The following is a 20,731-nucleotide window of genomic DNA, read 5'->3' as shown; positions in this document are numbered from 1 at the left end:
AGTTATGCCGGAAATTTAGCCAGAACGGGCATTTTGCTCAGAAAATGAACGGCCTGCCGCTTTGGCATACATTTGGATGGCTCAATTTTTAGGCTGTCTCGAGGTCGGGATACTTTGATTTCGGCCGGTTTTGTTAGCAAAACCAATTGGTTGGAAGGTGCCCAGGCCATGGCATGGTTCTTGCGAATCCGTTAATCGCAGGCGGCCGTGGGGCCGTTTCGCAGCGTTTTTCACGTCTGCGTCAGGGAGATGAGACACTCATGTTTAGCAAATCCACTCACGATATAGCGGCGTCATTTAGCCGCCGCGGCGTGCTCGCCGCGACCGCCGGACTGGTGCTGGGTCTGGCTTCATTGACTGGCGCGAAGGCCGCGGATGACACCATCAAGGTCGGCGTGCTGCACTCCCTTTCCGGCACCATGGCCATCAGCGAAACCACGCTGAAGGACACCATCCTTTTCCTGATCGACGAGCAGAACAAGAAGGGCGGCGTTCTCGGCAAGAAGCTCGAGGCCGTCGTCGTCGACCCCGCGTCGAACTGGCCGCTGTTCGCCGAAAAGGCGCGCGAGCTGATCACCAAGGACAAGGTCTCGGTCGTGTTCGGCTGCTGGACCTCGGTGTCGCGCAAGTCGGTGCTGCCCGTCTTCAAGGAGCTGAACAACATCCTGTTCTACCCCGTGCAGTACGAGGGTGAGGAGAGCGAGCGCAACGTGTTCTACACGGGTGCGGCGCCGAACCAGCAGGCGATCCCCGCCGTCGATTACCTGATGAAGGACGAGAAGGTGAAGCGCTGGGTGCTCGCGGGCACCGACTACGTCTATCCGCGCACCACCAACAAGATCCTGGAAGCCTATCTGAAGTCGAAGGGTGTCGCCCAGGAAGACATCATGATCAACTACACGCCGTTCGGTCACTCCGACTGGCAGACGATCGTGGCCGACATCAAAAAGTTCGGCTCGGCCGGCAAGAAGACCGCGGTGGTCTCGACCATCAACGGCGACGCCAACGTTCCCTTCTACAAGGAGCTCGGCAACCAGGGCATCAAGGCGAAGGACATCCCGGTCGTCGCGTTCTCGGTGGGTGAAGAAGAGCTCGCCGGCATCGACACCAAGCCGCTGGTCGGCCATCTTGCCGCCTGGAACTACTTCCAGTCGATCAAGTCGCCGGAGAACGAGAAGTTCATCAAGGCATGGCAGGCCTACACCAAGAACCCGAAGCGCGTGACCAACGATCCGATGGAAGCGCACGTGATCGGCTTCGACATGTGGGTCAAGGCGGTCGAGAAGGTGAAGTCGACTGATCCGGACAAGGTGATCGACGCTCTCCCGGGCATCGAAGCCAAGAACCTGACCGGCGGCGTGTCGAAGATGCTGCCGAACCACCACATCACCAAGCCGGTGTTCATCGGCGAGATCAAGGGCAACGGCCAGTTCGACGTGGTCTGGAAGACCCCGGGTCTCGTCGCGGGCGATGCCTGGTCGAAGGAACTGGACGGCTCCAAGGACCTGGTCGGCGACTGGGTCGGCAAGAAGTGCGGCAACTTCAACACCAAGACCAACAAGTGCCTCGGTTCGGGCTCCTGATCCTGATCTGACACGCCATAGCACGCCCGGAGAAGGCGGCGATCCCGCCGCCTTCTCCACTCATTTCTGCCGGGGTCATTCACATTGCCAGCCCATTTGTCCGCGCGCCTCTGCTCGCTTGCGCTCTCGTTGTTCCTGATCGCGTTCGCGCTGCCGGCCCTCGCCGGTCCGTTCGAGGATGCGGTCGCCAAATTCGCCAACGATGATTATTCCGATACGGACGAGGCGATCGGCGTGGTCGCAAGCAGCGGCAATCCGCTGGCTTTCCCCATCATCAGTGCGCTTCAGGACGGCCGCCTGATGGCCGACCCTGACAGCAAGAAGGTTTACGTCACCGGTACCGACGGCAAGTCGATCGACGCCGCGACCGGCCAGGCGGTGGCCAGCGTTCCCGACAGCGCGAGCGCAGTTCGCCTCAACAACCGCCTGCGCCGCAGCGTCGACGCAGCTCTCGGCAGCCTGACGCTCCAGTCGCCGGACGTCGGAACACGGCTGCAGGCCGCGCAATCCGTCTTCAAGTCGCATGAGGAGACCGCGCTCGAGCCGGTCGATGCCGCGCTCGCCAAGGAAACCAACAGATCCGTCAAGGCTGCGCTCGGCGACGCCCGCGCGGCCATCCTGCTGTTCAAGCCTGATGCCACCGAGGTCGAGAAGCTGGAGGCGGTGGCCACCCTCAAGGGGCGCGGCGACCAGGAGGCACTGGCCCTGCTCACAGGCATGGGCGACCAGCCGGCGTCGGTGACCAAGGCTGCCGCGAGCGCGATCGGCTCGATCCAGAACTCGCTCGCGGTCTGGTCCATGGTGCAGAACGCCTGGTACGGCCTCTCGCTCGGCTCGGTGCTGCTGCTCGCCGCGATCGGGCTCGCCATCACCTTCGGTGTGATGGGCGTGATCAACATGGCGCATGGCGAGATGGTGATGATCGGGGCCTACACCACCTTCGCGGTGCAGGAGGTGATCCGCACCCGCTATCCCGGCCTGTTCGACTATTCGCTGCTGATCGCGGTGCCGCTGGCCTTTGTCGTCGCCGGCGCGATCGGCGTGCTGATCGAGCGCAGCATCATCCGTTTCCTCTACGGTCGTCCGCTGGAGACGCTGCTCGCGACCTGGGGCCTGTCGCTGGTGCTGCAGCAGGCCGTGCGCACCATGTTCGGCCCGACCAACCGCGAGGTCGGCAATCCCTCCTGGATGAGCGGCGCCTTCGAGCTCGGCCAGATCACCATCACCTATAACCGGCTCTGGATCCTCGTGTTCACGCTCGCCGTGTTCGCGATCCTGCTCGCGATGCTGCGCTACACGGCGCTCGGCCTCGAGATGCGCGCGGTGACGCAGAACCGCCGCATGGCGGCCTCGATGGGCATCGCCACCTCGCGCGTCGACGCGCTGACCTTCGGGCTCGGCTCCGGCATTGCCGGCATCGCCGGCGTGGCGCTGTCGCAGATCGACAATGTCAGCCCCAATCTCGGCCAGAGCTACATCATCGACAGCTTCATGGTCGTTGTGTTCGGCGGCGTCGGCAATCTCTGGGGCACGCTGGTCGGCGCCTTCACGCTCGGCATCGCCAACAAGTTCCTGGAGCCGGTCGCCGGCGCCGTGCTCGGCAAGATCGCCATCCTGGTTCTCATCATCCTGTTCATTCAAAAGCGCCCGCGCGGCCTGTTCGCGCTCAAGGGCCGTGCGGTGGAAGCATGACCCCTCACATGCTGACGCGATCGCTGGACCGCAGCGCGACGATCTTCCTTGCCGTCGTCGCGGCCTGCGGCATCCTCATCCCGCTCTCCAATTTGCTGCTGCCCGCGGGCTCGTTCCTGCAGGTGCCGACCTATCTGGTCGCGCTCTGGGGCAAATATGTCTGCTACGCGATCCTCGCGCTTTCGATCGATTTGATCTGGGGCTATTGCGGCATTCTCTCGCTCGGCCACGGCGCCTTCTTCGCGCTCGGCGGCTACGCCATGGGGATGTATCTGATGCGGCAAATCGGCACCCGCGGCGTCTACGGCAATCCGATCCTGCCCGACTTCATGGTGTTCCTGAACTATTCGAAGCTGCCCTGGACCTGGTACGGCTTCGACATGTTCTGGTTCGCGGCGCTGATGGTGCTGCTCGTGCCCGGCCTGCTCGCCTTCTGCTTCGGGTGGCTCGCGTTCCGCTCCCGCGTCACCGGCGTGTATCTGTCGATCATCACCCAGGCGATGACCTATGCGCTGCTGCTTGCCTTCTTCCGCAACGACTTCGGCTTCGGGGGCAACAACGGCCTGACCGACTTCAAGGACATCCTGGGCTTCAACGTGCAGGCGGAGGGCACCCGCGCCGCGCTGTTTGCGCTGAGCTGTCTGGCACTGATCGCAGGCTTCCTGATCTGCCGCGCGATCGTCTCCTCCAAGCTCGGCAAGGTGCTGATCGCGGTGCGTGACGCGGAGTCGCGCACGCGCTTCCTCGGCTACCGCGTCGAATCCTACAAGCTGTTCGTGTTCACGGTGTCGGCCTGCATGGCCGGCGTCGCCGGCGCGCTCTACGTGCCGCAGGTCGGCATCATCAATCCTAGCGAATTCGCGCCCGGCAATTCGATCGAGGCGGTGATCTGGGTCGCGGTCGGCGGCCGCGGCACGCTGGTCGGCGCCCCGCTCGGGGCCGTCGTCGTCAACTACGCCAAGACGTTTTTCACCTCGGGCGTGCTCGCGCCGTACTGGCTGTTCATGCTGGGCGCATTGTTCATCCTGGTGACGCTGCTGCTGCCGAAGGGCATTGTCGGCACCTTCAACGCCTGGTGGGACCAGTCGAAAGAAAAACGCAACGCCGCGACCACCGTGAGCGCTGCGGCCGAGGACGGCGTCACCGAACCCAAGATGGCGGAGTAGGCGCAAATGAACGTCATGGACAACCGCGCAACCTCCGCGATGCTCTATCTCGACGGCGTGCACGTCTCCTTCGACGGTTTCCACGCCATCAACAATCTGTCGCTGACGCTCGAGCCCGGCGAGATGCGCGCCATCATCGGCCCGAACGGCGCCGGCAAGACCACGATGATGGACATCATCACCGGCAAGACCAAGCCCGACGAGGGTACGGTGCTGTTCGACGGCGTCACCGATCTGACGCGGCTGGACGAGACCCGCATCGCCGAGCTCGGCATCGGCCGCAAGTTCCAGAAACCGACCGTGTTCGAGAGCCAAACCGTGCAGGACAACCTCCTGCTCGCGCTCAATGTCGACCACAGCGTCAAGGGCACGCTGTTCTGGCGCGGCAGCAAGGCCGAGTCCGAGCGCATCGACAAGGTGCTGGAGACGATCCGTCTCACCGAGGCCCGCAACCGCCTTGCCGGCAGCCTCAGCCACGGCCAGAAGCAGTGGCTCGAGATCGGCATGCTGCTGGCGCAGGACCCAAAACTGCTCCTCGTCGACGAGCCCGTCGCGGGGATGACCGACGTCGAGACGCATCTGACCGCCGAGCTGCTGAAAGAGATCAACAAGACCCACACCGTGATGGTGGTCGAGCACGACATGACCTTCGTGCGCGAGCTCGGCGTCAAGGTCACCTGTCTGCACGAAGGCACCGTGCTGGCCGAAGGAACCATCGACCAGGTCTCGTCCAACGAGCGGGTCATTGAAGTCTATCTGGGACGCTGAGCGATGCTTGAAGTCAAAGACATCAATCTGTTCTACGGCGCGGCGCAGGCGCTGCGTGGCGTCTCGATCTCGGCCGAACCGGGCAAGGTGACCTGCGTGCTCGGGCGCAACGGCGTCGGCAAGACCTCGCTCTTGCGCGCCATGGTCGGGCAATATCCGATTTCGTCGGGCGCGATCGTGCTCGACGGCAGCGACATCACCGGCCTGAAGCCCTATGAGCGGGCACGCAAGGGCATCGGCTTCGTGCCGCAGGGCCGCGAGATTTTTCCGCTGCTCACGGTCGAGGAGAACCTCAAGACCGGCTTCGGTCCGCTCAAGCGCGAGGACAAGCACATTCCGGACGACGTGTTCTCGCTGTTTCCGGTGCTGCAATCCATGCTCGGCCGGCGCGGTGGCGATCTCTCCGGCGGCCAGCAGCAACAGCTCGCGATCGGTCGCGCGCTGGTGATGCGGCCGAAATTGCTGCTCCTTGACGAGCCGACCGAGGGCATCCAGCCCTCGATCATCAAGGACATCGGCCGCGCCATCTCCTATTTGCGCAACCTCGGCAACATCGCCATCGTGCTGGTCGAACAATATCTCGACTTTGCCTGCGAACTCGGCGACAGTTTTGCCGTGATGGATCGCGGCGCGGTGAAATTCACCTGCGATCGCGCCAATTTGGACGCGAGCGAGATCAGCCGCCAGATGGCGCTGTAAGAAGTTCTGTCGCGACCGGCTGGGGGAGGCGGATGCGCAGCGACGTTTCGGTCACGTCAGGGGTTTTCGAGGCAAACCGTGCCCGCGGCGCGGTGCGTTTCGACGTCCATGCGCGTGACGGCGTGACGCGGCGCGGCGTCTTGCATGAATCCGGCTCGCTGCGCGTGCGCTTTCCCTCGCCGGAAGGCGAGGGGCTCTCCGGCGTGTTCGTCAACACGGCAGGCGGCGTTGCCGGTGGCGACAGTTTCGATATCAACATCACGGCGGGCCAAAGCTCGCGCCTGACGCTGACGACCGCCGCCGCCGAAAAGGTCTATCGGGCGCCCGGAGCCGCGGCGCAGCTCAGCATTGCCTTGAAGGTCGATGCGGGTGCGCATCTGTCCTGGTTGCCGCAAGAGACCATCCTGTTTGACCGCGCCCGGGTCCACCGCCGTTTCGATATCGAGCTTGATGATGCCGCCTCGCTCCTGCTCTGCGAGATCGTGGTGTTCGGCCGCACTGCCATGGGCGAGCGGATGGAGCAGGGTGAGTTTGTCGACCGCTGGCGGCTACGGCGTGGTGGCAGGCTGGTGTTCGCCGAGACCATCAGGCTCGACGGCAATATCGGCGCAAAACTTGGGCGATCCGCCGTCGCCAAAGGCGGTGCCGCGATCGGCACGGCGCTGATCGTGCCCGGCGACGAGGCCCTGGTCGAGCGCATCCGCGAAGCCTCGGACTCATTCTCCGGCGAGGTTGGAATCTCGGCGTGGAATGGCTTTGCAATGGCCCGGTTCTGTGCCCAAGATGCGGCGCGGTTGCGGGTCGACATGATGACGGTGCTGGCGCGCACTGGAACGGCCCTGCCGCGACTCTGGCTGAACTGATTGGCCGAATTGACGTGTTGAACGGAAGAGATTCTGCATGAACCTGTCTCCCCGCGAAAAGGACAAGCTTCTGATCTCGATGGCGGCCATCGTGGCCCGCCGAAGGCTGGATCGCGGCGTCAAGCTCAACCATCCCGAGGCGATCGCGATCATTTCCGATTTCATCCTCGAAGGCGCACGCGACGGCCGCACGGTCGCCGAGCTGATGCAATCCGGCGCTGAGGTCCTCACCCGCGACCAGGTGATGCCGGGCATTCCCGAGATGATCCACGACATCCAGGTCGAGGCGACATTTTTGGACGGGACCAAGCTCGTCACCGTCCACGAGCCGATCAGGTAATTCGAATTCGTCATTCCGGGGCGCCCGCAGGGCGAACCCGGAATCCAGAGGTTTTGGTTTCGAGATTCCGGCCTTCTCGCTGCGCGAGCCCCGGAATGACGAGGAGGATAGAATGATCCCCGGCGAACTCTTCATCCAGGACGGCGAGATCGAACTCAATGCCGGCCGCAAGACCGTGACGCTGACGGTGGCCAATACCGGTGATCGGCCGATCCAGGTCGGCTCGCACTACCATTTCTTCGAGACCAACCCGGCCCTGAAATTCGACCGCAAGAAGTCCCGCGGCATGCGCCTCGACATCGCTGCCGGCACCGCCGTCCGCTTCGAGCCCGGCCAGACCCGCGACGTCCAGCTTGTAGCCATGGCGGGCAAGAAGACGATTTACGGTTTTCGTGGTGACGTGATGGGGAAGCTGTGAACCCCACAGGAACGAGCGCGGTGCGGAACGGTTGAGGCGGAAACGGAGGTCTTTGCCATGCTGTCGCCCGTCCGCCTCGTCTCAGAAGCCGCCGAACTCGCTGCGCACCGTCACAATGGCATGGCGCGCAAGGGGCGCGGCAACGAGCCCTACATCAATCATCTCGCCGAGGTCGCGAACCTGCTGGCGACCGCGACCGACGGTGCCGATGCCGAACTGGTCGCGGCCGGCTGGCTGCATGACACCATCGAGGACACCGACACCACGCGCGAGGAGCTGGCGCAGAAATTCTCGGAGCGTGCTGCCTCCCTCGTCGTCGAATGCACCGACGACATGAGCCTTCCCAAGGCAGAGCGGCGGCGTCTGCAGATTGTCGATGCGCCGAAGAAATCTGCTGGCGCGAAGCTGATCAAGATCGCCGACAAGGTCAGCAACATCGGCGCGCGCATTCAGACCGATCCGAGTGCAGAGGAGCGCGACGATCTCGCCGACTACGCCGGCTGGGCCACGCAGGTCGTTGCGGGCTGCCGCGGCGGCAATCCCTGGCTCGATGAGAAATTCGACGACGCCGTGAAAGCAGCGAGGGCCTTGCTGTGAGACACCAAACATTCAAACGCAAACGGGGCTTGTGATGTCCGTCAAGATGAAGCGTTCCGTCTATGCCGACATGTTCGGCCCGACCACCGGCGACAGGGTGCGGCTGGCCGACACCGACCTCATCATCGAGGTCGAGAAGGATCTCACCACCTACGGCGAGGAGGTGAAGTTCGGCGGCGGCAAGGTGATCCGCGACGGCATGGGGCAGTCGCAGGTGACGAACAAGCAGGGCGCGGCCGACACCGTCATCACCAATGCGCTGATCGTCGACCACTGGGGCATCGTCAAGGCCGACGTCGCGATCAAGGACGGCATGATCGCCGGCATCGGCAAGGCCGGCAATCCCGACATCCAGCCGGGCGTCACCATCATCATCGGTCCCGGCACCGACGTGATCGCCGGCGAAGGAAAAATCCTCACCGCCGGCGGCTTCGATAGCCACATCCATTTCATCTGCCCGCAGCAGATCGAGCACGCGCTGATGTCTGGCGTCACCTCGATGCTGGGCGGCGGCACCGGCCCGTCGCATGGCACCTTCGCAACGACCTGCACGCCGGGTCCCTGGCATATGGGGCGGATGATTCAGTCGTTCGACGCCTTCCCGGTCAATCTCGGCATCTCCGGCAAGGGCAACGCATCGCGGCCCGCTGCCCTGGTCGAGATGATCAAGGCCGGCGCCTGCGCGCTGAAGCTGCACGAGGACTGGGGCACGACGCCGGCGGCGATCGACAATTGCCTGTCGGTCGCCGATGCTCACGACATCCAGGTGATGATCCATACCGATACGCTGAACGAATCCGGCTTCGTCGAAGACACGATCAAGGCGTTCAAGGGCCGCACCATCCATGCCTTCCACACCGAGGGCGCCGGCGGCGGTCACGCCCCGGATATCATCAAGGTCGCAGGGCTCAAGAACGTGCTGCCGTCCTCGACCAACCCGACGCGGCCCTTCACGCGCAACACCATCGACGAGCATCTGGACATGCTGATGGTGTGCCACCACCTCGATCCCTCGATCGCGGAGGATCTGGCATTCGCCGAAAGTCGTATCCGCAAGGAGACCATCGCGGCCGAAGACATCCTGCACGATCTCGGCGCGCTCTCGATGATGTCGTCGGACTCGCAGGCCATGGGCCGCCTCGGCGAGGTCATCATCCGGACCTGGCAGACCGCGGACAAGATGAAGAAGCAGCGCGGGTCACTGCCGCAGGACAAGGGCAAGGACAACGACAATTTTCGCGTCAAGCGCTACATCGCCAAATACACCATCAATCCCGCGATCGCGCACGGCGTGTCGAAACTGATCGGCTCGGTCGAGAAGGGCAAGCTCGCCGATCTCGTGCTGTGGTCGCCGGCCTTCTTCGGCGTCAAGCCGGATTGCATCGTCAAGGGCGGCACCATCGTCGCAGCGCCCATGGGCGATCCCAACGCCTCGATCCCGACGCCGCAGCCGGTGCATTACCAGCCGATGTTCGGCGCCTTCGGCAAGGCGCGCACCGCGTCGTCCGTGGTATTCACCTCGAAGGCAGCGATCACCGGCGGCCTCGCGCGAAAGCTCGGCATCGAGAAGAAGCTCTATGCCGTGCAGAACACCCGCGGCAAGATCTCGAAGAAGAGCATGATCCACAACGACGCCACGCCCAATATCGACGTCGATCCGGAGACCTATGAGGTCCGCGCCGACGGCGAATTGCTCACTTGCGCACCCGCCGAGGTGCTGCCCATGGCGCAGCGATATTTCATGTACTGAAAATAGCGCCTCAACGCATGTCCCCGGGATTATGTCCAGAGGGCATGTCCCGGGATGGCTTTTACGGTTTTGCGTTCGATCCTGCCTGGTCTAATGTCCCGCCCGGTATCCAACCTTAGAAGAAAAGCCGGGAGGATTTCTCGTGATCTACGTCGTTGCCACCTTGACCATCAAGCCAGAGACGCGCGCCGAATTCATTGCAGCCGCCACCGCCTGCATCAAGGAGACGCGGAAGGAGCCCGGCAATATCGCCTATGATCTGCATGAAAGCGTCACCGATCCTGCCAAGATGGTGTTCGTCGAGCAGTGGGAGAACGCCGAGGCGCTGGTGCCGCATCGTGGCATGGAGCACATGAAGACGTTCGGGCGCGTGGCGGTCAAGTGCTTCACGGCACCGCCGAAGATCGAAGTGATCACGCCCGAGAAGGTCGAGACAAGGTAACGGGGTAAAAGCGCATGATCCGGGCGACGCAGGTCAGGGGACAGCACCGCTTCACGGAAGCGCCGGCGGATACGGTGGTGCTCGATTTCGACGATCGGCACCGCCGCCGCATGGCGATGACGGGAACGCGGGGGCTCGAATTCCTGCTCGACCTGGAGCAGGCCGTCGCGCTGCGCGGCGGCGATGCGCTGGTGCTGGAGGACGGCCGGCTCGTCGAAGTGGTCGCGGCGCCCGAGCCGCTGCTGGAAATCCGCGGCCGCGATCCGCATCACCTCATTCGCGTCGGCTGGCACCTCGGCAACCGTCATCTGCCGACGCAGATCATGGCCAAGGCCTTGCGCATCCGCCGCGATCACGTCATCGAAGCCATGGTGAAGGGTCTCGGCGCGCGCGTGATCGAGATCGAGGCGCCGTTCGATCCCGAAGGCGGCGCCTATGCCGATGCCGGCCACGCGCATGGCCACGACGATCATGCGCATCATGATCACGGGCATCATCATGACCATGGTCACGATCACCATGGCCATGATCATCACGCGCATGACCACCACCCCCATGATCATGCCGCGCATGATCATGGGCACGATCATCACCATCACCACGACGAGCATTGCGACCATCCCGACCATCACCACGGCCACAAGCATGCTCATGACCACAAGTGAGTCGGTCGGCGCCGGCGACCTCGCCGAGGGCGAGGCGGCGGCGCTGTACCGGCTGATGACCTGGCTGTCGCCGGCATTCCCGGTCGGCGGCTTCTCCTATTCCAGCGGCATCGAATGGGCGGTCGAGGCGGGCGACATCGTCGATACGGCCACGCTGGCCGACTGGCTCGACGCGATGCTCGGCGACGGCTCCGGCTTTTGCGACGCGACGCTTCTGGTGCATGCCTATCGTGCTGCAGAGATGGGCGAGGATGCGACCTTGAGCGACATCGCCGAGCTCGCCGCGGCCATGGTGCCGTCGCGCGAGCGGCAGCTGGAGACGATCTCGCAGGGCCGCGCCTTCATCGACATCGCTCGCGCTGCCTGGGATGCAGACGGCCTTGATGCCATGGTTGCGGCATGCCGCACGCCACTGGTCTATCCCGTCGCGGTCGGCGTGGTTGCAGCTAAGCACGGCGTGGCGCTGGCGCCGACGTTGCACGCGTTCCTGCATGCGCTGGTGTCCAACTGGATTTCGGCCGCCAGTAGGCTCATTCCGCTCGGCCAGACCGACTGCCAGCGCGTGCTGGTGAGGCTGGAAGCCGCCGTTGCCGCCACCGCCAATCGTGCGTTGAACGCAGCATTGGACGATCTTGGCAGCGCGACCTTCCGCGCCGATCTCGCCAGCCTGCGGCACGAGACGCAATATACCCGGCTGTTCCGGTCGTGAGCGGTGCGACCTTTGACCCATCGAGAAAGAGCCAATGACATGTCGAAATCTCACGGCCCCTTGCGTGTCGGCGTCGGCGGTCCCGTCGGATCGGGCAAGACCGCGCTGATGGACCTGCTCTGCAAGACCATGCGCGAGCGCTATGACATTGCCGCGATCACCAACGACATCTACACCAAATGGGATGCCGAGTTCCTGGTGCGTTCGGGATCGCTGACGCCGGACCGCATTGCCGGCGTCGAGACCGGCGGCTGCCCGCACACCGCGATCCGCGAGGATGCCTCGATGAATCTCGCCGCGGTGGCGGACATGCGCGCCAAGTTTCCCGGGCTCGATCTCGTTCTGATCGAGTCCGGCGGTGACAATCTCGCTGCCACTTTTTCCCCGGAGCTGGCCGACCTGACCATCTACGTCATCGACGTGGCCGCCGGCGACAAGATCCCGTCCAAGGGCGGCCCCGGCATCACCCGGTCCGACCTGCTGGTCATCAACAAGATCGACCTCGCCCCCCATGTCGGCGCCTCCCTGGAGAAGATGGACACGGACGCCAGGCGCATGCGCGGCGAGCGCCCCTTCGTCATGACCAATCTGAAGAAGAGCGAGGGCCTTGACCGCATTGTCGGCTTCATCGAGGCCAAAGGCGGCCTGAAACGGGCGGGCTGACAGCGCGCGACGACTTGGCGCATGCTTTTTTCGCCGTTAACCCTGGGGCCGGGCCGCAACCACGGAACAAATTTCGGACACGGCGATTAACTACCTCCGGTGCCCGGGCAATTCATCCCGGCCAGACCATTGGCCGGGCGGATTAAGCTTTCCAGGCGACCCAAGTTGCGTACTGATGCCTCCTCCTTCATTATCTCTGCCACCGGGGTTCACCCTGTTTCGGCACATGGCCGTTCGAGCGGCGTACATATGCTCCTTGTTTATTGCCGACCTCCTGCTTTCGCCTGAGTAGTCGCGTGGTCCGGCTGGGTTTCATCATCGGTTTCATCGCTCTGCTCGGAGCCTTGCTCTCCGGGCTTGCGGCCTATCGCGTCCACGACCAGGAGCTGGCGCTGGATCGTATCGCGCTCGCGCGCGCGATCGACGTTCATGCCAGCCTGGTGCAGGACCGGCTCACTGAGCGCGAGCTGCTCGCACGTGTCGCCTCAGGCCTGTTCCGCACACCATCAGTGATCAAGCCGAACATGCTGGAGCCGCTGCGCTCGGCCATTTACGCCTTCAAGACCGATTTCGTGGTGGCCGGCTGGATCGCCCGGCTGAAGCCGAACGAGCTTACGGCGGCGCAGGCTGCCATTGGAGGCGCCGGCTTCCCCAATCCAAAGATCCGCACCTTTGACGACAAGCCGATCAATCCGGCCGAGATCACCCAGCCGATCGACGTGCTGTTGGATCTCGAGCCGCGCAGCGACGAGACCAAGGCTCTGCCTGGCCGTAGTTACGACCAGGATCAGGTTCGCAGCGCCATGTTGACACGGGCCCGGCTCGAGAAGCGGTCGGTGGCCTCGGACCCGATTCCGCTGTTGCGCGGCAACGGGCCGGTCGGGATCATCGTGGCAGCTCCCGTCATCCCCGAGGGTGCGACCGAGCCGGCCGGGTTCGTCACGTTTTCCTACGAACTCGCCTCGCTGATGCTGACCAATGACGACATGTCGTTGTTCTCGGTCGCGCTCAGGGACCCGCGCAAGGAAGGTGGCGAGCTCGTCGCCAACGATCAGGGAATCGTCTCCACCCGCATGACGACGACGGACGGGCCGACGCCATCGGCGACGCGCACGGTGAGCTTCGGCGGCCGTGACTGGCAGCTGGGTTATTACGCGAAGACCAACTCGGCGCGTCGCGCCGAGCAGACCGCGATCATCGTGGCGGCGATCGGCTTTGCGATCACTGCGATGGTGTGCGGCCTGTTTGGCTATGTCGCCTACAACAACTTAAGGCTCAGCCGGGAAATCCAGGTCAGAATCGGCTTCGAGCGCCGGCTGACCGCGGTGATCGACGAGCTCAACCACCGGGTCAAGAATATCCTCGCGGTGATCCAGTCCATCGTGACGCGCACCTTGCGTCACGGCTCGGACATCGACGTCGCCCGCGAGCTCCTGATCGGGCGCATCCACGCCATGTCCAACGTGGTCTCGCTGCTCAGCGAGAGCCAGTGGCAGGGCGTCAAGCTGAAGGGCCTGTTCGAGGCGCGCGCCATCCCGCATGCCGACCGCATTGCCGTCACGGGTCCTGATATCGCGGTCAGCGCGCGCGCGGCGCAGAGCCTCTCGCTGCTGTTCTTCGAACTTGCCTCGCATTCCGACGAGGGCCTGTCGCTGGTCGGAAAGCATCCGCACATCACCGCTAGCTGGATCGTGACGGGCGAGGGGGCGGGCGAGGTCTTCCATTTCCGCTGGGAGGAGCTCAACACCAGCGAGGCGACCCGCCGCCCCGATTCCGATTTCGGCCTGATCCTGCTCGACCGTGTCGCCCCCGAGGCTCTCGGCGGCACCGCCAAGCGCTATTTCACCGACGCCTCCTATGTCTACGAGCTGACGGCGCCGATGGAGACGGTGGTCGACATGACCGAGCGCGACCGCACGGACAAGATCTCCGCACCGGTGAGGTCTGCGCGATAGAAGCCGCCGGCTTAAGCCTCGGACTAACCCCTTGGGCTTAACCCCTTGGGCTTAACCCCTTGGGCTTAGCCCTTGGGCCTCAACACCAGGTCGACCAGATTGCGGGCATAGGCCGGCGTGATTGGCGCGATGCCGAAGACGTAGCGATAGAACAGGCCGCCATAGATCGCGTCGTAAAGATCCTCAGCCGGCCCTTCGGCCAGGATGCTGCCGTCGTTCTGGCCCGCGGCAATCATCTCGACCAGCGCGTCGCGACGGAATTGCAGATAGCGGGCATAGAACAGCTCGGCCGAGCCGGTTTTGGAAATGCATTCGGAGATCACCGCGAGCTGGACCTTGCCGAACTCGCCCTGGAGCGCCTCGGCGTAGGCTGCGGCATGGCGGCGGGCGCGCGCCGCGGGGTTGCCGGAGCCCTCCGGAGGCAGCGGCAGCATCTGCGCGGCATGTTGAAGAAAGGCGTCGATCAAGAGCGCCTCGCGGGACGGCCACCATTTGTAGATCGTCATCTTGGAGACGCTGGAGTGGCGGGCGACCGCGTCGATGGTGGTGGCGGCAAGGCCGGTGGAAGCCATCAGCGCATAGGCGCTTTCGAGAATGGCGTTGCTGGTCTCGATCGACCGAGGCCGGCCGCGCCGGGGCGTGCTCCCGGTCTCTTCCCCCCCGCTTTTCGCCATCGCCACGCCCGGTCTCCTCACGCAGAGCTTCTCCGCATAGCGCAGCCGCCGCTTTCGGCCTAGCAGAATCGCACGGTTCTCTGGCTAGGCCTGCTGCCGCAAGGCCGTGGGGAGATCCTGCCACCTCGACCAGGCGACGTAGTAGGCCACCGCGGTCATCGCGGCGAAGCCGGCGAGGCTCACCACGATCTGCATCGCCACCAGATTGGCGCTGGTGATCAGGATGAGATGGCCCGCAAACGACAGGAACACCCCGACGCAGAACACGGCGAGCCATTCCTCGCCACATCGGATGACCGCCTGCAGCGGCTTCAATTGCAGGCCGGGATGATTGGCCGGAATGAGATGGGTCGCCAGCAAGGCGAGCGCGAGGAAGTGAATCACGCGATAGGGCGCCAGGTTTTCCTTTTCGGTCGGCGCGATGCTGTCGAGGAGCAGGTCCGGCAGGTAAGCCGACACTGCCGGCGAATGGCGCAGCAAGGTGATGGCCATCGCGAATACGAGATAGGTGCCGGCGAGAATCCGCAGCCAGGGCATGTCGCGTAGCGCGCGCCCGGGCGCGCCTGTCACGGCGAACCAGCCCCCGAGCACCATCAGCATCTGCCAGCAGAGCGGATTGAAGGTCCATTCCTGGTCCGGATAGACCCGAAAATTCCAGTCGAACCAGCGTGCGGCGAGATACAGCGCGACCGATGCCGCCAGGGTCAGGTTCGGCCACCGCAACAGACCCCACAGCGCGAACGGAAAAAAGGCCATCAGCGGGATCATCAATTGCAGGAGGTCGAGGTTCAGCGGCTCCTCCTGGAGCACGAGGCCGCGGACCAGGATCCGCAGCGGGTGCTCGAGAATGCCCGAGATATTGTATTCGTGGATGATCTCCGGCGCCATCGACTGCGAGGCGACATAGGCGATGGTGTCGATGTAGATCACGAACAGCACGACATAGGCGGCGTAGAGCCGCCAGACGCGGCGGAAGATGCGCGTCGCCGCCACGAGGTAGCCCCGTTCAAGCGCCATCCGGCCGTGGATGATGGCGACGCCATAGCCGACGACGAACACGAACAGGTCAGCCGCGCCGCTGAAGCCGAAATTGCGCAGCGTCAGCAGGTTGACGACGTTGTTCGGGATATGGTCGACGAAAACCGACCAGTTGGCGATACCGAGCGTCAGATACAGCCTGGCGTCGTGATGGAATGCGGCGAGGTTCGCCTTAACGGACGGTTTCATTGATTAAAATAGCTTTGGGAATCAGGGTGGTACTTTTAACGGCAACCGCCTGCCCATCCGAGTAGCGTTTGCGTGATGGCTGGGGGCAGCCGCGCCCGTTATGGCGCGAAATTGCGCGGCATCTTATGGACGAATTCTGATAGATGCGCTCGGAAGACTTACAACGAAATTTTCTGACCCGCTCGGATCGCTATTCGGCCGGTTCAGCCGACGCCTCGTCGGGAACGCCCGCGCGGCTCGCCATGATGCCGAGGGCGACGCCGCCGATCGCCAGGATCGGCAGCAGCCGCTTGACGCCGATGGCACGGACGATCTGCAGCCCGGTGGCGAGCAGCATGGGATCCGCGAGCATGCTCTGCGCCGCCGACTTCGCGGCGCGCTCGGCCGCGATCTGGGCGCGCTTCTGCACCTCCCGCTTGTAGCCCCAATAAGAACCTGCCGCAGCCAGCGTCAGCAGGAAGAAGATGCCAGCGCCGGCAAGACAGGCCTGCACCGGGCCATATTTATCCAGCACCGAGATGAAGGCGGCGGCGCAAAGGAAGCACGTCGTCACGAAAAGCGCGAAGGCCGCGGCTGCGGCAAGCGAGGTCAGTCGCACCGTCGTGCCGGTGGATGCACTGATCCCATCGATGATGCGCTGAAACATGGCCCTCGCTCCTCAATTCCCCGCAAGCCAAACCGTCACGGGCCGACACCGGCAACGCGCCGGTGCCGACACCTCAACACGCGTCCGCAAATCTTACCGGCGCCAGGCGGCACCGATCAGGAAGCCGATGCCGAGCGCGAGTCCGACGGTCGCAAGCGGCCGCTGTGTGATCGCGTCTTCGAGCGTCTCCTCGATCGAGCCGTAGGCTTCCTGGGCCGCGCCCATCATTGCACTGCCGCGCTCCGACACGTCGTCGAGCGCGGTATCCATGTTTTCGCGCGCCTGGCGATAGCCGCGGCGAGCCTGCTTGCTGGTGGAATTGGCAAAGGTATTGAGCGCGTCGGTGATCTGGTCGGTGAGGGCGGCGATATCGCTTTTCACGGCTGCTACATCCTTCTCGAGGCGTTCTCTGGTGGCTTTGTCGGTCCAGTCCTTCATCCCGGCTTCGGCATTGGTCGTGGACATCGGGAGCTCCAAACTGTTGACGGCTGAGATAGCCGGAAAACGTTTCGTCGTCGGGGAAGTTCCGTTCGCGGAAACCGGTCAATCCTGCGGCAGCTGCGGCGCATCCGCCGGCAACAGATGCTCCTTCAGGATCAGCGCGACGATCAGGAGCGGCGACGATAGGAAGGCGCCCATCGGTCCCCACAGCCAGGTCCAGAACGCGAGCGCCAGCAGCACGGCGAGCGCGTTCAGCGCCAGCCGCCGCCCGATGATCATGGGCGTGACGAAGTGCCCCTCCAGGAAGGTGAGGCCGCCGAAGGCGAGCGCCGCCATCAGGCCGCCGCTGATGGTCGGGAAGGCGACCAGCCCCACCACGATCAGAACGGCGAACATCGCGATCGGCCCGATGATCGGGATGAAGTTGAGGGTTGCGGCGAGCGCGCCGAGCCCGGCCGGATTGGGCATGCCGGTGAGCGCACAGACGAGGCCGGTGGCGACGCCGACCCCAATATTGATGAGCGTGACGGTCAAGAGGTAGTTGCCGAGATGGACCTCGATCTCGTTGAGGATCCGAAGCGTGCGCAGCCGGGCGTCGCGGTCGCTGAAGGTCATGATCAGTGCCCGACGCAGGTCGCGCCAGCTTGCGATGAACAGGATCAGGGTGACGAAGAACAGCAGGAATTCGGTAAAGGTCGGTGACAGGAATTCCAGCGTCGGCTGCACCCAATCGAATTTCGGCATCTGGAAGTTCGGCAGTCCTTCCGAGCCGCCGACCATGGCCTGCAGCTCGCGCCACAGCGCGAGCGGTCGGTCGAACACGTGCAGCTTGTCCTTCAATTGCGCGCCGAGCTCCGGCAGGCGCGTGCTCCATTCCATCGCGGGGGAGGCGATCAGCGCCACCACGAAGGCCACCACCGTGGTCACCGCGACCACGATCAGGACGGCGCCGAGCCCGCGCGGGACCTTGCTCCGTTCGAGGAAGCTGGCGGCCGGCGACAGCATGGTGCCGGTGACGAAGGCCATCACGACCGGCAGGAAGAACGCCTTGCCGACATAGAGCACGGTGACGATGGCGATCAGCAAGAGGCCGGCAAGCGCGAAGGCGACGAACTCGGTGCGACGGATCACCGGCGGCAGCTCGATATGGCTGTCGGGAAGCGGACTGCCTTCGCTGTTGCCGGGAGTCAGACGTTCACTGGGAAGGACGCGCACAATCTCTCTCCGGCACGGAAGCCTCGATCCGCGCGCCCATTGGCGAACTGACAATGCGCGAGCAGTGCGGCGGTTCCATCGCGGCTTCGTGAACACGCACTCGCTTGACTGTGACAAGGATGCCGCGCGCAGGGCCGGAACCTGAATCGCCCCCGCGGCGTTTGTTCGCAAGCGCATCACCCTGATGCACGCATCCAACGGGGCAGCACATGACAAAGTTCTCTGCAGTCCGTCGCAGCTTTTCGCCGCGCGTCGTCACCGCCTTCGCCTTCGCGACCGCTCTGCTGGCGGTGCCGTTCGCTGGCGCGAGCGCGCAGACCTACGGCTATGCGCCGATGCAGCCGCAGGCGTATCCGCAGGACCAGGGTTACGCGCAGGGCAATGTGAACGAAGCGCCGCAGCGGCAGGCGGCGGACGAGGATGCCCAGCTGCCCGATCGCCTGCGCAAGCAGATCGTCGGCTTCGACCGCAGCGAGCCGGCCGGCACCATCGTCATCGATACCAACAACACCTATCTCTATTACGTGCTCGGTAATGGTCGTGCGATCCGTTACGGCGTCGGCGTCGGTCGCGAAGGCTTCACCTGGTCCGGCGTGCAGAGCGTCAGCCGCAAGGCGGAATGGCCGGACTGGCATCCGCCGGCCGAGATGATTGCGCGCCAGCCCTATCTGCCGCGCTTCGTCGCCGGCGGTCCCGGCAACCCGCTCGGGGCGCGTGCGATGTATCTCGGCTCCAGTGAATACCGCATCCACGGCACCAACGATCCCTCCACGATCGGCAAGTTCGTCTCCTCCGGCTGCATCCGCATGACCAACGAGGACGTCACCGACCTGTTCGGCCGCGTTAATGTCGGCGCCAAGGTCGTGGTGCTGCCGAAGAACGCGCCGCTGATGGCCAAGGGCGGCGACCCCGCGCGCAAGCGTCCAGCCGTGACGGCGATGCCGTCGGGCCGGCAGGCGCTGAACATCGCGACGTCGGCCGTGAACTAGGAGTAAGAGTGAGTCATATGAGCAGACGCCTGATTGGCAAAGTGGCTGGCGGTACGGCGATCATGGTCGTTGTCTCCGCCGGTCTCGCATTCGCACCGTCGGCGCATGCGGAAGATTTCTTCTCGGCGCTGTTCGGTGCGTTCGGAGCGCGGCCTCCACAGATCCGGACGCCGTTCCCTGGCGATGACATGCCACGCTACGACGCCCCTCGCCAACGCGCGGCCTATGGCGGCGGCACGGCCTATTGCGTGCGCGGCTGCGACGGCCGCTACTTCCCGGCGCAAGGCAATGATGCCGAGAGCAAGGCACAATCCTGCAAGAGCTTCTGCCCGGCTTCCGAGACGTCGCTGGTCTATGGCAGCAATATCGACGACGCCACGGCTGAGAATGGAAAGCCCTATTCCGACCTGCCGAACGCGTTCCGCTACCGCAACGAGATCGTCGCGGGCTGCACCTGCAACGGCAAGGATCCGGCCGGGCTCGCATCGGTCAAGGTCGAGGACGATCCCACGCTGCGCAAGGGCGATATCGTCGCCGGCGCTGACGGCCTGGTGGTCGCCAGCCGCAACGCCAACGACCGCCGCGGCGTCGCGATGAATTTTTCGCCGCTGCCGGCATCGGTGCGCGCCAAATTCCGCCAGGTGCCTGTGGTGGCGAAGGAGTAGGGCGGCGGCTTCACGTGGGCCTAGCGCTACCGCCTCAATCTCCGCTGTCATCCCGGACAGGCGAAGCGCAGATCCGGGATCCATAACCACAGGGAGGCGTTACGGCACGAGCCGATAACCACGAGTCTTCGCCGAACTCCTCCCCGTGGCTATGGATTCCCGCGTTCGCGGGGATGCCACCGAAGGTGTAGAGGCAGTTTGCTATCCAACTTACAACGTTACGCCGCGCGGATCTTGCCGAGGAAGTCGCTGACCTGATGGCCGAGCTGGCGGCTCTGGGTTTCCAGCATCTCGGAGGCCTGCTTGACGTTCTCCGCGGCACCGGCTGCGGTGTCGGCGTCGGCTTTCACGCCGGTGATGTTGTCCGAGACGTTCTTGGTGCCCTGCGCCGCATATTGCGTGCTGCGGGTGATCTCCTGAGTGGCCGCGCCCTGCTCCTGGACGGCGGCGGCGATCGCGGTCGCGACCTCGTTGACTTCGCCGATGATGCCGCCGATGGCCTGGATCGCATTGATGGCATCGCCCGCGACCTTCTGGATGTCGGCGATCTGCTCGGAGATCTCT

Annotated in this window: 22 protein-coding genes and 1 pseudogene; 17 read left to right on the top strand and 6 right to left on the bottom strand. The window is 64.2% G+C overall.

What is annotated here, in order from left to right:
• Positions 1-260 precede the first annotated feature (260 nt).
• The 15 genes from urtA to XI04_RS02585 all read left to right on the top strand — a co-directional run bounded on the left by urtA (position 261) and on the right by XI04_RS02585 (position 14,310).
• Positions 261-1,583 carry an urea ABC transporter substrate-binding protein gene (urtA, locus tag XI04_RS02655; protein ID WP_026202068.1) on the top strand — a complete coding sequence of 441 codons (1,323 nt, stop codon included), beginning with the start codon at positions 261-263 and terminating at the stop codon, positions 1,581-1,583.
• An 84-nt stretch (positions 1,584-1,667) separates the two neighbouring features.
• Positions 1,668-3,275 (top strand): urea ABC transporter permease subunit UrtB, encoded by a 1,608-nt coding sequence (urtB, locus tag XI04_RS02650; RefSeq protein WP_028142091.1) that lies wholly within the window; start codon positions 1,668-1,670, stop codon positions 3,273-3,275.
• The gene (urtC, locus tag XI04_RS02645; protein ID WP_271610449.1) at positions 3,272-4,441 is read left to right on the top strand and encodes an urea ABC transporter permease subunit UrtC; all 1,170 of its coding nucleotides are present in this window, start codon (positions 3,272-3,274) and stop codon (positions 4,439-4,441) included. The genes urtB and urtC overlap by 4 nt, the downstream gene beginning before the upstream one ends.
• A 6-nt stretch (positions 4,442-4,447) precedes the next feature.
• Positions 4,448-5,209 carry an urea ABC transporter ATP-binding protein UrtD gene (gene urtD / locus XI04_RS02640; protein WP_018318771.1) on the top strand — a complete coding sequence of 254 codons (762 nt, stop codon included), beginning with the start codon at positions 4,448-4,450 and terminating at the stop codon, positions 5,207-5,209.
• A gap of 3 nt (positions 5,210-5,212) precedes the next feature.
• Positions 5,213-5,908, top strand: coding sequence for an urea ABC transporter ATP-binding subunit UrtE (urtE, locus tag XI04_RS02635; protein ID WP_018318770.1), 696 nt, complete (start codon positions 5,213-5,215; stop codon positions 5,906-5,908).
• Between the two features lie 32 nt (positions 5,909-5,940).
• Positions 5,941-6,771: an urease accessory protein UreD gene (locus XI04_RS02630; RefSeq protein WP_212429064.1), complete on the top strand. Its 831-nt coding sequence runs from the start codon at positions 5,941-5,943 to the stop codon at positions 6,769-6,771.
• 37 nt (positions 6,772-6,808) lie between these two features.
• A complete protein-coding gene (locus tag XI04_RS02625) occupies positions 6,809-7,111 on the top strand; it encodes an urease subunit gamma (RefSeq protein ID WP_271610450.1) in 303 nt (100 codons plus the stop codon).
• Between the two features lie 112 nt (positions 7,112-7,223).
• Entirely contained in the window at positions 7,224-7,529 is a 306-nt protein-coding gene (locus XI04_RS02620) for an urease subunit beta (protein WP_035708642.1), read from the top strand.
• A gap of 57 nt (positions 7,530-7,586) precedes the next feature.
• The gene (locus tag XI04_RS02615; RefSeq protein WP_212429063.1) at positions 7,587-8,126 is read left to right on the top strand and encodes an HD domain-containing protein; all 540 of its coding nucleotides are present in this window, start codon (positions 7,587-7,589) and stop codon (positions 8,124-8,126) included.
• A 34-nt stretch (positions 8,127-8,160) separates the two neighbouring features.
• On the top strand, positions 8,161-9,876 hold the full coding sequence (ureC, locus tag XI04_RS02610; protein ID WP_095424677.1) for an urease subunit alpha: 1,716 nt from the start codon (positions 8,161-8,163) through the stop codon (positions 9,874-9,876).
• A 142-nt stretch (positions 9,877-10,018) separates the two neighbouring features.
• Positions 10,019-10,318, top strand: coding sequence for a putative quinol monooxygenase (locus tag XI04_RS02605; RefSeq protein ID WP_018318764.1), 300 nt, complete (start codon positions 10,019-10,021; stop codon positions 10,316-10,318).
• Between the two features lie 14 nt (positions 10,319-10,332).
• The gene (locus XI04_RS02600) at positions 10,333-10,983 is read left to right on the top strand and encodes an urease accessory protein UreE (RefSeq protein ID WP_028142083.1); all 651 of its coding nucleotides are present in this window, start codon (positions 10,333-10,335) and stop codon (positions 10,981-10,983) included.
• Complete coding sequence (locus tag XI04_RS02595; protein WP_081494296.1) at positions 10,964-11,692, top strand: urease accessory protein UreF; 729 nt, start codon at positions 10,964-10,966, stop codon at positions 11,690-11,692. The genes XI04_RS02600 and XI04_RS02595 overlap by 20 nt, the downstream gene beginning before the upstream one ends.
• 39 nt (positions 11,693-11,731) lie before the next feature.
• Positions 11,732-12,355, top strand: coding sequence for an urease accessory protein UreG (gene ureG, locus XI04_RS02590; protein WP_008131868.1), 624 nt, complete (start codon positions 11,732-11,734; stop codon positions 12,353-12,355).
• Between the two features lie 296 nt (positions 12,356-12,651).
• Positions 12,652-14,310: a CHASE domain-containing protein gene (locus tag XI04_RS02585; RefSeq protein WP_271610451.1), complete on the top strand. Its 1,659-nt coding sequence runs from the start codon at positions 12,652-12,654 to the stop codon at positions 14,308-14,310.
• Between the two features lie 65 nt (positions 14,311-14,375).
• Here XI04_RS02585 and XI04_RS02580 read toward each other — a convergent pair whose 3' ends face one another.
• The 5 genes from XI04_RS02580 to XI04_RS02560 all read right to left on the bottom strand — a co-directional run bounded on the left by XI04_RS02580 (position 14,376) and on the right by XI04_RS02560 (position 18,513).
• Positions 14,376-14,984, bottom strand: coding sequence for a TetR/AcrR family transcriptional regulator (locus XI04_RS02580; protein WP_038971346.1), 609 nt, complete (start codon positions 14,982-14,984; stop codon positions 14,376-14,378).
• Positions 14,985-15,068: 84 nt separating this feature from the next.
• Positions 15,069-16,211, bottom strand: a complete 1,143-nt coding sequence (locus XI04_RS02575) for an OpgC domain-containing protein (protein WP_028142079.1) — start codon at positions 16,209-16,211, stop codon at positions 15,069-15,071.
• A gap of 190 nt (positions 16,212-16,401) precedes the next feature.
• Positions 16,402-16,857, bottom strand: a complete 456-nt coding sequence (locus XI04_RS02570) for a hypothetical protein (RefSeq protein ID WP_271610452.1) — start codon at positions 16,855-16,857, stop codon at positions 16,402-16,404.
• Positions 16,858-16,950: 93 nt separating this feature from the next.
• Positions 16,951-17,322 carry a DUF883 family protein gene (locus XI04_RS02565; protein WP_028142077.1) on the bottom strand — a complete coding sequence of 124 codons (372 nt, stop codon included), beginning with the start codon at positions 17,320-17,322 and terminating at the stop codon, positions 16,951-16,953.
• Between the two features lie 78 nt (positions 17,323-17,400).
• The gene (locus XI04_RS02560) at positions 17,401-18,513 is read right to left on the bottom strand and encodes an AI-2E family transporter (RefSeq protein WP_028142076.1); all 1,113 of its coding nucleotides are present in this window, start codon (positions 18,511-18,513) and stop codon (positions 17,401-17,403) included.
• A 209-nt stretch (positions 18,514-18,722) separates the two neighbouring features.
• Between XI04_RS02560 and XI04_RS02555 the strand changes: the two genes are divergently transcribed.
• Both XI04_RS02555 and XI04_RS02550 read left to right on the top strand, forming a co-directional pair.
• Positions 18,723-19,502, top strand: a complete 780-nt coding sequence (locus tag XI04_RS02555) for a L,D-transpeptidase (protein ID WP_271610453.1) — start codon at positions 18,723-18,725, stop codon at positions 19,500-19,502.
• Positions 19,503-19,519: 17 nt separating this feature from the next.
• Positions 19,520-20,167: a DUF2865 domain-containing protein gene (locus XI04_RS02550; RefSeq protein ID WP_028142074.1), complete on the top strand. Its 648-nt coding sequence runs from the start codon at positions 19,520-19,522 to the stop codon at positions 20,165-20,167.
• A gap of 218 nt (positions 20,168-20,385) precedes the next feature.
• Here XI04_RS02550 and XI04_RS02545 read toward each other — a convergent pair.
• Positions 20,386-20,731: pseudogene (locus tag XI04_RS02545) on the bottom strand (methyl-accepting chemotaxis protein); the annotation flags it as partial.

The sequence above is a fragment of the Bradyrhizobium sp. CCBAU 11430 genome (assembly GCF_028128855.1).
In the GTDB taxonomy this organism is placed as follows: domain Bacteria; phylum Pseudomonadota; class Alphaproteobacteria; order Rhizobiales; family Xanthobacteraceae; genus Bradyrhizobium; species Bradyrhizobium ottawaense.
Note: the sequence above shows the minus strand (reverse complement) of the source record. Positions and strands in the feature narration are given on the sequence as shown.

What these genes read in the sequence shown, in the direction of transcription:
- XI04_RS02630 (WP_212429064.1), top strand. Translation starts at nt 5,941, where the DNA reads ATGCGCAGCGACGTTTCGGTCACGTCAGGGGTTTTCGAGGCAAACCGT.
- XI04_RS02580 (WP_038971346.1), bottom strand. Translation starts at nt 14,984, where the DNA reads ATGGCGAAAAGCGGGGGGGAAGAGACCGGGAGCACGCCCCGGCGCGGC.
- ureG (WP_008131868.1), top strand. Translation starts at nt 11,732, where the DNA reads ATGTCGAAATCTCACGGCCCCTTGCGTGTCGGCGTCGGCGGTCCCGTC.
- XI04_RS02595 (WP_081494296.1), top strand. Translation starts at nt 10,964, where the DNA reads ATGCTCATGACCACAAGTGAGTCGGTCGGCGCCGGCGACCTCGCCGAG.
- XI04_RS02575 (WP_028142079.1), bottom strand. Translation starts at nt 16,211, where the DNA reads ATGAAACCGTCCGTTAAGGCGAACCTCGCCGCATTCCATCACGACGCC.
- urtD (WP_018318771.1), top strand. Translation starts at nt 4,448, where the DNA reads ATGAACGTCATGGACAACCGCGCAACCTCCGCGATGCTCTATCTCGAC.
- urtE (WP_018318770.1), top strand. Translation starts at nt 5,213, where the DNA reads ATGCTTGAAGTCAAAGACATCAATCTGTTCTACGGCGCGGCGCAGGCG.
- XI04_RS02550 (WP_028142074.1), top strand. Translation starts at nt 19,520, where the DNA reads ATGAGCAGACGCCTGATTGGCAAAGTGGCTGGCGGTACGGCGATCATG.
- XI04_RS02555 (WP_271610453.1), top strand. Translation starts at nt 18,723, where the DNA reads ATGACAAAGTTCTCTGCAGTCCGTCGCAGCTTTTCGCCGCGCGTCGTC.
- ureC (WP_095424677.1), top strand. Translation starts at nt 8,161, where the DNA reads ATGTCCGTCAAGATGAAGCGTTCCGTCTATGCCGACATGTTCGGCCCG.
- XI04_RS02620 (WP_035708642.1), top strand. Translation starts at nt 7,224, where the DNA reads ATGATCCCCGGCGAACTCTTCATCCAGGACGGCGAGATCGAACTCAAT.
- urtC (WP_271610449.1), top strand. Translation starts at nt 3,272, where the DNA reads ATGACCCCTCACATGCTGACGCGATCGCTGGACCGCAGCGCGACGATC.
- XI04_RS02600 (WP_028142083.1), top strand. Translation starts at nt 10,333, where the DNA reads ATGATCCGGGCGACGCAGGTCAGGGGACAGCACCGCTTCACGGAAGCG.
- XI04_RS02565 (WP_028142077.1), bottom strand. Translation starts at nt 17,322, where the DNA reads ATGTCCACGACCAATGCCGAAGCCGGGATGAAGGACTGGACCGACAAA.
- urtA (WP_026202068.1), top strand. Translation starts at nt 261, where the DNA reads ATGTTTAGCAAATCCACTCACGATATAGCGGCGTCATTTAGCCGCCGC.
- XI04_RS02625 (WP_271610450.1), top strand. Translation starts at nt 6,809, where the DNA reads ATGAACCTGTCTCCCCGCGAAAAGGACAAGCTTCTGATCTCGATGGCG.
- XI04_RS02615 (WP_212429063.1), top strand. Translation starts at nt 7,587, where the DNA reads ATGCTGTCGCCCGTCCGCCTCGTCTCAGAAGCCGCCGAACTCGCTGCG.
- XI04_RS02570 (WP_271610452.1), bottom strand. Translation starts at nt 16,857, where the DNA reads ATGTTTCAGCGCATCATCGATGGGATCAGTGCATCCACCGGCACGACG.